Source organism: Flavobacterium sp. (assembly GCF_031423415.1).
Lineage (GTDB): Bacteria > Bacteroidota > Bacteroidia > Flavobacteriales > Flavobacteriaceae > Flavobacterium.
Map to the genome: position 1 here is coordinate 42,485 of NZ_JANPFL010000097.1, position 12,188 is coordinate 54,672.

Consider the following 12,188-nt stretch of genomic DNA (forward strand, 5'->3'; position numbering starts at 1 on the left):
ATAGTTTATGGTTTGTAGTTTGAAACAATAAACCATAAACAACAAACACAAAACAGAAAATATGGAAAGTTTTAGAACCGAAATAGAAAATCCGATTGTCCAAAAAGACATTATTGATTTAGAAAGAAAAATTGCTTTATTTCGTGACGGAAAAATTGATGACGAACGTTTTCGTAGCCTTCGATTGGCGCGAGGTGTTTATGGTCAACGTCAAGAAGGCGTTCAAATGATTCGAATCAAAATACCTTTTGGTAGAGTAACAAGCGAGCAATTAGTTCGAATTGCAAAGGTTTCTGATGAATATTCGCGTGGACGTTTGCACATTACAACCCGTCAAGACATCCAAATTCACTATGTAAGTTTGGATAGAACGCCTGAACTTTGGGCTGAATTGGAGAAAAATGATGTTACGCTTCGTGAAGCTTGCGGCAATACGGTTCGAAATATAACTGCCAGCGAAAATGCAGGAATCGATCCCGAAGAGCCTTTCGATGTTTCTCCTTATGCTCACGCTTTGTTCCAATTTCTTTTGAGAAACCCTGTGAATCAGGAAATGGGACGAAAAGTCAAAATATCTTTTTCGTCTTCAGACAAAGATACCGCTTTGAGTTATTTGCACGATTTAGGATTTATTCCAAAAATTGTCAATGGCGAAAGAGGTTTCAAAGTAATGCTTGGTGGCGGATTAGGTTCACAGCCACACCACGCTGAGTTGTTATCGGAATTTGTTCCAGTAAACGAGATTATTCCAACTACCGAAGGCGTTCTAAGAATATTTGACCGTTTTGGCGAAAGAGCGAAACGTTTGAAAGCCCGTATGAAATTTTTAATTAAAGATTTAGGCAAAGATGAATTCTTGCGATTGGTAGAACTAGAGAAAAAAGCGTTGTCGTGTACAACCTATGAAATCGATACCACTGCATTCGATCAACCAATTCTTACGCCTTTATTGATAGCGCCAAAAGTCGAAATTGATGATGTTGTCGCTTTTGAAACTTGGAAAAAATCAAATGTTATTCAGCAAAAACAAGCTGGATATGTTGCTATTGGAATCAAAGTGCATTTGGGTGATTTCTACACCGACAAAGCGAGATTATTGGCTGATTTGATAAAAAATTATGGCGCCAATGAATTGCGTTTTTCACTAAGACAAGACATTCTTATTCGTCACATTAAGGAAGAAAGTTTGCCATTTTTCTACCAAGAATTAGCCAAACTGGATTTTGTAGATTTGGGTTATAATTCAACAGCTGATATTACGGCTTGTCCTGGAACCGATACTTGTAATCTTGGAATTGCAAGTAGTACAGGAATTGCCACAGAATTAGAAAGAGTTTTCGCAACCGAATATCCACAATACAATGACAATAGAGAAATTACAATAAAAATTAGTGGCTGTATGAATGCTTGTGGACAACACAATATGGCCGAAATTGGTTTTCAGGGAATGTCAATCAATTCTGGAAAATTAGTTGCTCCAGCACTGCAAGTTTTATTGGGAGGAGGAAATTTAGGAAATGGTCAAGGAAGATTTTCCGATAAAGTAATCAAAATTCCAAGCCGTCGTGGTCCCGATGCTTTGCGTTTTATTTTAAATGATTTCGAATCGAATGCCAACGGATTACGCTTTTTGGATTATTATGATGCCAAAGGCGAAAAATATTTTTTCGATTTATTATCGCCACTTTCTGACGTTACAAATCTAACCGAAGCTGATTTTATTGATTGGGGAAATGCTGATAATTATGTAAAAGCTATTGGAGTTGGCGAATGTGCTGGTGTTGTTATTGATTTAGTAGCGACCTTACTTCTCGAAGCCAAAGACAAATTAACGTTTGCGCAAGAAGCTTTCGATGACAAAAAGTGGTCGGATGCAATCTATTTGGCGTATGCCGGATTTGTTAATGGTGCCAAAGCAATATTACTTGCCGAAAATCAAAAAACAAATCACCACGGTGGAATAATCGATTTATTTGATACTGTTTTTACAGCAACCAACAAAATAGAATTGCCACAAACTTTTAGCGAATTAGTGTATCAAATTAATAAAAACGAACCATCTGAAGAATTCGCCAAAAAGTATATTCAAGAAGCAGCTGCTTTTTTCGAACAGTTAGAATCGTACAGAGCCAAAGATTTAGTAAATGAATAACAACTCGCTAAAACCTAAAGTAACATTAGTAGGTGCTGGTCCAGGTGATCCTGATTTGCTCACTATCAAAGGCGTAAAAGCACTTGCTGAAGCGAACGTGGTTTTATATGATGCTTTGTCTAACGAAGAAATTTTGAAGTATGCTCCTGAATTGGCGCTTCGAATTTATGTAGGCAAAAGAAAAGGCGCGCATTCCTATTCTCAAGACGAAATCAACCAGTTGATTGTTGATAATGCGCTAACGTATGGAAATGTGGTTCGATTAAAAGGTGGCGATCCATTTATTTTTGGTCGTGGAAGTGAAGAAATTGAATTTATTCATAGCTTCGGAATTCCTACGTCTGTTATACCAGGAATCTCCTCATCAATCGCAGTTCCAGCAAATCAAGGAATTTCATTGACAAAAAGAGGCGTTTCTGAAAGTTTTTGGGTTATTACAGGTACAACTTCTGATAGGAATCTATCAAAAGACGTAGCTTTGGCCGCAAAATCTACTGCAACTGTTGTAATTTTGATGGGTATGAGTAAATTGGAACAAATTATTACTTTGTTTCAAAACGAATTCAAAGGAGAAACTCCCGTTGCAATTATTCAAAATGGGACAATGGTAAACGAAAAAGTGGGTTTTGGAACCATCAACACTATTTTACAAGTTGTACAAGACAATAGCTTGAGTTCTCCCGCCATAATTGTAATAGGCGAAGTGGTAAGAGAACGCAATGAATGGAACGAATTTTACAAGGATTTGCTTTCTCATCAGGTTTACGCTAGAGAGTGATCCCCACCCCAGCCCTCCCCGAAGGGAGTTAGGAAAGGAAAGAAAGTATAACCAATGCGGTTTCACAAGCACTTTTTTGAAAATGAAAGATAAAATAAATAAAAACGATTCACATCCTAATAATACAGACTCGGCCCCCCTCTCCTTTGGAGAGGGGTCGGGGGTGAGGAATGAACTATACCCCATTTTCCTAAAACTCCAACAGCTTAATGTGCTTATCGTTGGCGGAGGAAATGTAGGCTTAGAAAAGTTGTCATTTATGTTGAAATCTAGTCCAAATGCCAATGTTGAGGTTGTGGCACCAAAGTTTCTTCCAGAATTAGAAGCATTAGCACAAAATCATCCTTCAGTAAAATTGACCTATAAAAAGTTCAATCGATGGATGCTTCGCAAACGCAATATGGTGATTGCTTGCACTGATGATTTGAAAGTCAATAAAAGAGTGTTTGATTTATCCAGAAAAAGATATTTAATTTGCAATATCGCCGATACGCCTCCATTATGTGATTATTATTTGGGCGGAATTGTGACCAAGGGAAATGTAAAAATCGCCATTTCCACCAACGGAAAATCGCCCACAACCGCCAAAAGATTACGTGAATTTTTTGAAGAAATTATACCGGATGACATTAACAAAATGGTCGAAAACCTGAACGAATATCGCAAAACCCTCAAAGGGAATTTTGAAGAAAAAGTCCAAAAAATGAATGAGATTACAGAAGCATTGAAGAAAAAAAGTTAGAAGTTGGAAGTACGAAGTTAGAAGTAAAAATTAAAATAAATAAGACAATTATCTAGAAACTACTCTTTCTTCAAAGAGATTACTTGCGGACATAAAAAATTAAAATAAATTATTAACTAAATTTTACCTGTAATTCCCCCTTTGGGGGTTAGGGGGCTGATATGATTAAAACAGATATACTTATAATAGGCGCTGGACCTACTGGATTATTTACCGTTTTTGAAGCTGGATTATTAAAATTAAAATGCCACATTCTCGATGCATTGCCGCAACCAGGCGGTCAATTATCTGAATTATATCCAAAGAAACCCATCTATGATATTCCTGGATTTCCGGAAATTTTGGCAGGAGATTTAGTGGGGAATCTAATGGAGCAAATTAAACAATTCGAACCAGGATTTACGCTTGGAGAACGTGCCGAAACGATAGATAAACAAGAAGATGGCAGTTTTATTGTCACCTCTAATAAAGGAAAGAAATTTCACGCTTCGGTAGTTGCTATTGCTGGCGGATTAGGTAGTTTTGAACCGCGAAAGCCTATAATTGAGGATATTGAATTTTATGAAAATAAAGGTGTTAAATACTTCATCAAGAACCCAGAAAAATTTAGAAATAAACGAGTAGTAATTTCTGGAGGTGGAGATTCGGCCTTAGACTGGAGTATTTTCTTAGCTGATATAGCTTCAGAAGTAACCTTGATTCACCGCAGAAACGAATTCCGCGGTGCTTTGGATTCAGTTGAGAAAGTTCAAGAACTTAAAAATTTAGGAAAAATCAAGATGATTACTCCTGGCGAAGTGGTTGGTTTGAATGGCGCCGAGCATTTAGAATCTGTCGATGTAGACATTAACGGAGCACATAGAAATATACCTACGGATTATTTCATTCCACTTTTCGGATTAACACCAAAACTAGGACCAATAGGCAACTGGGGATTAGAAATCGAAAAAAATGCGATCAAAGTAAATAACGCCTTAGATTATCAAACTAATATTCCTGGAGTTTTTGCCATAGGCGATGTAAATACTTATCCAGGAAAATTAAAATTGATTCTTTGTGGCTTTCATGAAGCAACGGTGATGTGTCAAGCAGCTTATCAAATTATCAATCCGGGTAAAAAATATGTGATGAAATATACCACTGTTTCTGGTGTAGATGGATTCGATGGAACTCGAAAAGAAGCTCCAAAAGCGGTTGTAAAAGCCATAGATTAATAACAAATCTAATAATCCGCATTAATAGCTATAAAATTATACAATATGTCACAAGATGTTACCATAAAAATTACCGATAGAGAAGGACAAACACACGAAGTACAAGCGCCAACGGATATGAATATGAATATTATGGAACTTGTTCGGGCGTATGAATTAGCTCCCGAAGGTACTATTGGAACTTGTGGCGGAATGGCAATGTGCGCTTCTTGTCAATGCTACGTCTTAAATGACACAATGCTCCCTGAAAAAACCGATGATGAAGAAGCGATGCTTTCAGAAGCTTTTAACGTAAAAGATAACAGTCGTTTAGGTTGTCAAATATACATTTCAGAGGCGTTAAAAGGATTAGAAATAGAGTTAGCACCGGAATCATAATTGATTTCTAGCAATTTCAATCAGATAGTTGGCAGTTTTAATTTATAACAGACTATCGAAATTCTTGGAGTCAGACTCTTTTTTTTTTTTTGATTTTACAAGCCTAGTACAATTTTTTTTATGTTTTATAGTATTACATTTGCAATATAATTCAACCCTGTCAGGTTTTAATGCCTCGTCAGGGTTGGTTGTTTAAAACCATTATAAAATGCCAAACATTCAAGAAGAAATCAAAAAACGAATTCTCGTACTCGACGGAGCAATGGGAACGATGTTGCAACGCTACAATTTTTCCGAAGAAGATTTCCGAGGAGAACAATTCAAAGATTTTCCGCATTCGCTCAAAGGAAACAACGATTTGTTGTCTTTAACACAACCCAAAGCCATCAAAGAAGTCCACGCTTTGTATTATGAAGCGGGAGCCGATATTGTGGAAACCAACACTTTTTCAGGAACAACTATCGGAATGGCGGATTATCATTTGGAAGATTTTGTATATGAATTGAACTACCAATCAGCAAAACTAGCTCGTGAAGTAGCTGATGAATTCACAGCCAAAAACGCAGAAAAACCGCGTTTTGTGGCTGGTTCCATTGGGCCAACAAACCGAACAGCCAGTATGTCGCCAGAAGTAAACGATCCGGGTTACCGAGCTGTAACTTTCGATGATTTGCGCATTGCTTACAAACAACAAGTGGAAGCTTTGATTGATGGGGGCGTAGATTTACTTTTGGTAGAAACTATTTTCGATACTCTAAATGCCAAAGCAGCACTTTTCGCTATCGAACAGGTGAAGGAAGAACGTAATATCGATATTCCAATAATGGTTTCAGGAACGATAACGGATGCTTCTGGAAGAACACTTTCCGGACAAACGGTTGAAGCTTTCCTGATTTCGGTTTCGCACATTCCGTTGTTGAGCGTAGGTTTCAATTGCGCTTTGGGAGCCGATTTATTGAAACCCTATTTGCAAACTTTGTCGCACAACACTTCGTTCAATATTTCGGCGCATCCTAATGCAGGATTGCCAAATGCCTTTGGAGAATACGACGAAACACCAGAGCAAATGCAAGCTTTTATAAAAGAATATTTAGATGATAATTTAGTAAATATTATAGGTGGTTGTTGCGGAACAACGCCACAACATATCAAATTGATTGCGGATATTGCGAAGGATTATCAACCTAGAGTTTCACAGGCGGTGATGTGATAAATTTTATAAACAAAATAACAAGATATGTGTTGGGATTTAATAAATGAAACGTTTACCTCAATTGGAACTGTTGGAGCGGTTGTTGTCGGAATGTTTGCTATAAATAGAGCAAATAAGAATAACAGAGAACAAATATTAACGAATAAACTTGAGGAACTTTTAGAATCAATAACAGTTTCAGGGAAATATTTTGGAATATTAAAGAATCTATATAATGATATTGAAAATTATAGAAATCAAGAAAAAATAAAAACTTTACTGGAATATTACGAAATTCGAGATGCAAAATTTCCTAAAGAAGAAAGAGAAAAATTATTTGATAAGTTGTCTAGAATTGAAATTTTAGCAAAATGCTATACAAATTCGAATTTAAAGAAAGAAATATTAGAATATGAAGATATGATGTATTCATTTACTGATTTAGTCTCTATGGGAGGAAGTATTCCTCAACAAATTAAATGGAAAAACGGATTGCCTTCTTATGAAGAATTTACAATTATTTTACGAAATATTGAAAAAAAAATTATGGTTAAGATAACTGTGAAATAATACATTCCTTGCTAGCGCAAGTATTTCGTTTGTACCCTCAAAGGAACAAAAGTATCTATGAAAAGCTATTAAGTTTTAAAATATAATTAAACAATGATTAAAAAATATAACAACTATGAAAAAAAAAATCTTTTTAAGCATTCTATTATCTTTTTTATCTTGTAAGAATACAGAAGAAAAACCAGTAGAATTTAATGCTCCTACAGCAGTAGACCAAGTGCAAATACCTGAGGTAGTTACTAAAGTTGATAGTATTGATATTTCGCAGCCTGAAGTTGTTAAAATGCAAGAACTTGAAATTCCTGAAACTAGTACGTATCGCTACACTAAGGTATGGGAGGACGGTTTCGAAAACAGATCCGAGCGCAGTACAGCTAAATTATTGTTCTCTAAAGATAAGGTAAGTCTAAAGTTGATTTTAGGTAATAAGGATTATAAATTAAAGTGCATTGAAGAATTTAAAATGAGTCCCGATGGTGCTAGTTATGGTGACTATATTACGCAAAATGGATTAAAAATGACAATAGGTTACCTAGGTAAAAATGCAATTCAATGGTTTATAACGTTTAAAATCCCAAGTGGTGTAATATATCAAGTTGAATTAAGCAATGACAAAAATGCGTGGGATTAGCCCAGCCTGCTCGTGAATACAAATAAATAGGTGTTGTAATTTAAGAATGGAATAGTCACAAGTGTAATTTAGATTGCAAGCAAACTTTAAAAATGGGATAAATGAATCGTCTATTTTGTTTAATAAAATTTGGGAGAAAAGAGCATTTAGAAAAATTAATTGGAAATGGACAATTGAGATTTGGGGCGATTGATGATTTCCAAAAGTCGACTGAAAAAGGAAGAGGTGACAAGTTTGAAGGATTAATCAATATTTCAAATGTGTATTTCTCAAAAATAGAATGCGAAATTCCTAACTTTAAAAAGTTCACTTTTCAACCAATGCCCAATAAACTTTTTTCAATTACTAATTATACTACTGACTCATTTTATTCTTTTTCTTCATATGCTTTAACATCTGACAATTTCAAAGAAACAGATATTCATAAAATTGATGAAAGAATGTCAGAATTTGGGGATTACGCTTTGGTAATCGAAGAACCAATTCTTTTTCTAAATGAAGTTAAGCGAAAATTAACGGAAATGAATATTAAATTTGGATATCAGTTAACAGATTATAAAGATTACAAGCAAGAAGGAACATTCGAAGCAAACTTATTTTCAAAGACCTTAGATTTAGAATATCAATGTGAACATAGAATTTTGATTAATACTGAACAAAATGAAAAGGAAGTTTTTATTGAAATCGTTTCAATTAAAGAATTTTGTTCTTTGATAAAAGCAGATGAAATTCTTAACATAGAATTCAAAGCAAATAGATTAGCAGTTTAATATTATCAACACATTTTCACACAATGCAAAACAATTTCTTATGAAAAAAATAATCTTTTTAAGCATTTTAATTTCATTTTTATCTTGTAAAAAAACGGAAGATAAACCCGTAGAAGATAATGTTTTACAAAATATTCCAAAAGAAGAATATGTGCCTCAAGCTGTAGAACCCGAAGTAGAATTACCTGAATACTCATTAATTAAAAAGGAAGATATTAGTCATAGAACATCATTAAATGATGCTAAAGCTCCAATTAATAAGAGGTTTACATATAAATTTTTAGTTTCTGATAAAATTAGAAGAGAACAAATAGAGCCTCTTTTTACTAAATTAACTAAAGATATAATTTCTGAGGATAATGATATTGATGATATAACTATTTGGCTTTATAGTGATAAGAAATTAATTGATGGTTCGTATGATGTGGCTATGGCTACTTGGGCTCCTGCAGATGGCGAGGTTACTAAAGATATTGCTGTAAGTAATAATAGGGATTCTTATAAATTAGTTACTACAATCCAGGATAATCTTGAAGAGTATTTGAGTAGAAGTAAAACTACCGTTGTTGGAGGACTTAGTTTTGATTTGAGAAAGAAGATTTATTTAGAATTAGCTGATACAGAAACTAGAGCAAGAGATGTGCTAGATAAAAAATATCCTTACACAGCTAATTTTGATATGGATAAATATGCTAATAAATTAGATGAGCTTACCAAAAAATATGAAAAGCAAATTTCTAAGAAATACAAAATTGATGATCGTACTGTAGAAAGTATTTATGATGAAGGAGATAAAAATGGATGGTAAAATAGAGGTTCCATAGGAACGACAAATTTTGTAGCAACGGATTTCAATGCGTTGTTGTAAATAAATAAAATAAAAAAATGTCAAAAGCAGAAAAAAGAAGAAACCTAGTTTTATCCGGATTAGAACCATTAATCATTACTCCTGATAGCGTATTTGTTAACATTGGAGAACGTACAAACGTGACCGGTTCTAGAAAATTTCTTCGATTAATCAAGGAAGAGAAATACGACGAAGCATTGAGCATCGCCAAAGAGCAGGTAGAAGGTGGCGCACAAATCATCGATATCAATATGGATGAAGGAATGCTTGATGGCGAATATGCTATGACCAAATTCTTGAATTTAATCGCTGCCGAACCGGATATTTCGCGTGTACCTATTATGATTGATAGCTCAAAGTGGGACATCATAGAAGCAGGTTTGAAGGTAGTCCAAGGAAAATGTGTCGTGAACTCGATTTCGTTGAAAGAAGGAGAAGAAGCTTTTATCAATCACGCCAAATTGATCAAGCGCTACGGTGCAGCGGTAATTGTGATGGCTTTTGATGAGGTGGGTCAAGCGGATAATTACGAACGTCGAATTGAAATTTCCAAACGGTCGTATGATATTTTAGTCAACAAGGTAAACTTTGCTCCGCAAGATATTATTTTCGATTTGAATGTATTTCCTGTGGCAACCGGAATGGAAGAGCATCGCCTGAATGCTTTGGATTTCTTTAAAGGGACTAAATGGGTTCGAGATAATTTGCCACACGCACACATTAGTGGAGGTGTGAGTAATGTTTCCTTTTCGTTTAGAGGAAATGACACCGTTCGTGAAGCGATGCACTCGGTTTTCTTGTATCACGCTATTCAAAATGGAATGACAATGGGCATTGTAAATCCAGAAATGTTGTCTATTTATGATGAAATCCCAAAAGATTTATTAGAACACGTTGAAGATGTGATTTTGAACCGTCGTGATGATGCTACAGAACGTTTGTTGGATTTGGCTGAGAATGTAAAAGGTGGTCCAAAAAGTACCGAAAAAGAAATTCAGGAATGGCGTTTAGGAACGGTTCAGGAAAGAATTACGCATTCCCTGGTAAAAGGAGTCGATGCATTTATTGAAGAAGATGTCGAAGAAGCACGATTGGCAGCCACAAAACCAATTGAAGTGATTGAAATCAACTTGATGACAGGTATGAATGTCGTTGGAGATTTGTTTGGTTCAGGGAAAATGTTTTTACCACAAGTTGTGAAATCGGCACGAGTAATGAAAAAAGCCGTGGCATACCTACTTCCATATATCGAAGCCTCAAAACAAGTTGGCGATAAATCAGGGAACGGAAAAATATTGATGGCAACCGTAAAAGGAGATGTTCACGATATTGGAAAAAATATAGTCTCAGTCGTTTTGGCTTGTAACAATTACGAAATCATTGACCTTGGTGTTATGGTTCCGCCTGAAAAAATTATTGCAGCAGCTATCGAACACAATGTTGATATTATTGGCCTGAGCGGATTGATCACGCCATCCTTAGACGAAATGGTCTATCTCGCCAAAGAACTAGATAAAAGAGGGATGAAAATTCCAATAATGATTGGCGGAGCAACTACTTCTCGTGCACACACTGCTGTGAAAATTGCTCCTCAATATAAGGAAACCGTGATTCACGTGAACGATGCTTCAAGAGCAGTTACTGTAGCCGGAAATTTATTGGACGATAACAGAGAAAAATATACCAGTGATATTAGAACAGATTACGATGCATTTAGAGAAACCTTTTTGAATCGTTCCCGTGACAAGAATTTCTTGAGTATTGAAGACGCTCGTAAAAATAAATTGCAATTGGATTGGGCGAATTTCAGTCCGGTAAAACCAAATATACTTGGCGAACAAGTGATCGACGTAGATTTGGATGTTTTAGTTCCATATATCGATTGGACGCCATTTTTCAGAACTTGGGAACTGTTCGGGAAATATCCTGCGATTTTAACCGATGAGGTTGTTGGAGAAGAAGCGACTTCTGTTTTTGCCGATGCACAGGAAATGCTCGCTGTGATTTTGAAAGAAAAGAAATTGCAAGCCAAAGGAATTTACGGTATTTTCCCTGCAAATCAAGTCAATGACGATGATATTGAATTGACAGACGAAAATGGAAAACCATTGCAAACCTTCTTGACTTTGCGGCAGCAAGCACAAAAAACAAAAGGTGCTCCAAATATCGCTTTGGCGGATTTTATCGCTCCAAAAGACAACGGCGTGACGGATTATATGGGAGCATTTTGTGTAACCACCGGATTTGGTGTTGACGAATGGGCAGCAGAATTCGAGGCAGCTTTAGACGATTACAATTCAATTATGGTCAAAGCTTTAGCAGACCGTTTTGCAGAAGCGTTTGCCGAATATTTACACGAAAAAGTGCGTAAAGAAATTTGGGGTTATTCGAAAGATGAAACTTTGAGTGCCGAAGCAATGATTGCCGAAGAATATAAAGGAATTCGTCCAGCGCCAGGTTATCCGGCTTGTCCCGACCATTTAGAAAAACCAACCATTTGGAAATTGCTTGATGTAGAAAATAAAATTGGAGTAACTTTGACCGAAAGTATGGCAATGTGGCCAGCTTCATCGGTTTCGGGCTATTACTTTGGAAATCCAGAAAGTAAGTATTTTGGACTTGGAAAAATAAAGGAAGATCAAGTCATTGATTACGCCAAGCGAAGAAGCGTTTCAACTGAAGTCGCAACAAAATGGTTGAATCCAAATATAGCAGACTAAAAAAATGTTTAAGGTTTAGAGTTTAAAGTTTTCGAGAGAGAACCTTAAACTTTAAACTTCAAACTTTAAACAAAAATAGAATGAAAGTAACACAACATATAGAAGACGCAAAAGGAAATACATTGTTCTCCTTCGAAATTATTCCGCCTCAAAAGGGGAAAAGTATTCAGGAATTATACGATAATATTGATCCG

Annotated in this window: 11 protein-coding genes and 1 pseudogene; all 12 read left to right on the forward strand. The window is 35.6% G+C overall.

All coding sequences use genetic code 11. The features are described from left to right. The first annotated feature begins 61 nt into the window (after window positions 1–61). Window positions 62–2,152 carry a nitrite reductase gene (locus RMO83_RS08615; RefSeq protein WP_310559270.1) on the forward strand — a complete coding sequence of 697 codons (2,091 nt, stop codon included), beginning with the start codon at window positions 62–64 and terminating at the stop codon, window positions 2,150–2,152. Further along, on the forward strand, window positions 2,145–2,930 hold the full coding sequence (gene cobA / locus RMO83_RS08620) for a uroporphyrinogen-III C-methyltransferase (protein ID WP_310559271.1): 786 nt from the start codon (window positions 2,145–2,147) through the stop codon (window positions 2,928–2,930). The genes RMO83_RS08615 and cobA overlap by 8 nt, the downstream gene beginning before the upstream one ends. Window positions 2,931–3,012: 82 nt before the next feature. Further along, complete coding sequence (locus tag RMO83_RS08625; protein WP_310559272.1) at window positions 3,013–3,672, forward strand: bifunctional precorrin-2 dehydrogenase/sirohydrochlorin ferrochelatase; 660 nt, start codon at window positions 3,013–3,015, stop codon at window positions 3,670–3,672. Window positions 3,673–3,833: 161 nt separating this feature from the next. After that, window positions 3,834–4,886 carry an NAD(P)/FAD-dependent oxidoreductase gene (locus tag RMO83_RS08630; protein WP_310559273.1) on the forward strand — a complete coding sequence of 351 codons (1,053 nt, stop codon included), beginning with the start codon at window positions 3,834–3,836 and terminating at the stop codon, window positions 4,884–4,886. A 45-nt stretch (window positions 4,887–4,931) separates the two neighbouring features. Continuing rightward, window positions 4,932–5,264: a 2Fe-2S iron-sulfur cluster-binding protein gene (locus RMO83_RS08635; protein ID WP_310559274.1), complete on the forward strand. Its 333-nt coding sequence runs from the start codon at window positions 4,932–4,934 to the stop codon at window positions 5,262–5,264. 208 nt (window positions 5,265–5,472) lie between these two features. Continuing rightward, the gene (locus RMO83_RS08640; protein WP_310559275.1) at window positions 5,473–6,474 is read left to right on the forward strand and encodes a homocysteine S-methyltransferase family protein; all 1,002 of its coding nucleotides are present in this window, start codon (window positions 5,473–5,475) and stop codon (window positions 6,472–6,474) included. A 27-nt stretch (window positions 6,475–6,501) separates the two neighbouring features. Next, entirely contained in the window at window positions 6,502–7,026 is a 525-nt protein-coding gene (locus RMO83_RS08645) for a hypothetical protein (RefSeq protein ID WP_310559276.1), read from the forward strand. A gap of 115 nt (window positions 7,027–7,141) precedes the next feature. Next, window positions 7,142–7,657, forward strand: coding sequence for a hypothetical protein (locus tag RMO83_RS08650; protein ID WP_310559277.1), 516 nt, complete (start codon window positions 7,142–7,144; stop codon window positions 7,655–7,657). Between the two features lie 101 nt (window positions 7,658–7,758). Next, window positions 7,759–8,427 carry a hypothetical protein gene (locus RMO83_RS08655; protein ID WP_310559278.1) on the forward strand — a complete coding sequence of 223 codons (669 nt, stop codon included), beginning with the start codon at window positions 7,759–7,761 and terminating at the stop codon, window positions 8,425–8,427. 40 nt (window positions 8,428–8,467) lie between these two features. Continuing rightward, complete coding sequence (locus RMO83_RS08660) at window positions 8,468–9,235, forward strand: hypothetical protein (RefSeq protein ID WP_310559279.1); 768 nt, start codon at window positions 8,468–8,470, stop codon at window positions 9,233–9,235. Between the two features lie 77 nt (window positions 9,236–9,312). Then, entirely contained in the window at window positions 9,313–11,994 is a 2,682-nt protein-coding gene (gene metH / locus RMO83_RS08665; RefSeq protein WP_310559280.1) for a methionine synthase, read from the forward strand. Between the two features lie 80 nt (window positions 11,995–12,074). Continuing rightward, window positions 12,075–12,188, forward strand: a pseudogene (locus RMO83_RS08670) (methylenetetrahydrofolate reductase [NAD(P)H]); the annotation flags it as partial.

Coding starts and splice junctions, on each gene's coding strand:
- RMO83_RS08655 (WP_310559278.1), top strand. CDS start 7,759: ATGAATCGTCTATTTTGTTTAATAAAATTTGGGAGAAAAGAGCATTTA.
- RMO83_RS08660 (WP_310559279.1), top strand. CDS start 8,468: ATGAAAAAAATAATCTTTTTAAGCATTTTAATTTCATTTTTATCTTGT.
- RMO83_RS08615 (WP_310559270.1), top strand. CDS start 62: ATGGAAAGTTTTAGAACCGAAATAGAAAATCCGATTGTCCAAAAAGAC.
- metH (WP_310559280.1), top strand. CDS start 9,313: ATGTCAAAAGCAGAAAAAAGAAGAAACCTAGTTTTATCCGGATTAGAA.
- RMO83_RS08645 (WP_310559276.1), top strand. CDS start 6,502: ATGTGTTGGGATTTAATAAATGAAACGTTTACCTCAATTGGAACTGTT.
- RMO83_RS08625 (WP_310559272.1), top strand. CDS start 3,013: ATGAAAGATAAAATAAATAAAAACGATTCACATCCTAATAATACAGAC.
- RMO83_RS08650 (WP_310559277.1), top strand. CDS start 7,142: ATGAAAAAAAAAATCTTTTTAAGCATTCTATTATCTTTTTTATCTTGT.
- RMO83_RS08635 (WP_310559274.1), top strand. CDS start 4,932: ATGTCACAAGATGTTACCATAAAAATTACCGATAGAGAAGGACAAACA.
- RMO83_RS08630 (WP_310559273.1), top strand. CDS start 3,834: ATGATTAAAACAGATATACTTATAATAGGCGCTGGACCTACTGGATTA.
- RMO83_RS08640 (WP_310559275.1), top strand. CDS start 5,473: ATGCCAAACATTCAAGAAGAAATCAAAAAACGAATTCTCGTACTCGAC.
- cobA (WP_310559271.1), top strand. CDS start 2,145: ATGAATAACAACTCGCTAAAACCTAAAGTAACATTAGTAGGTGCTGGT.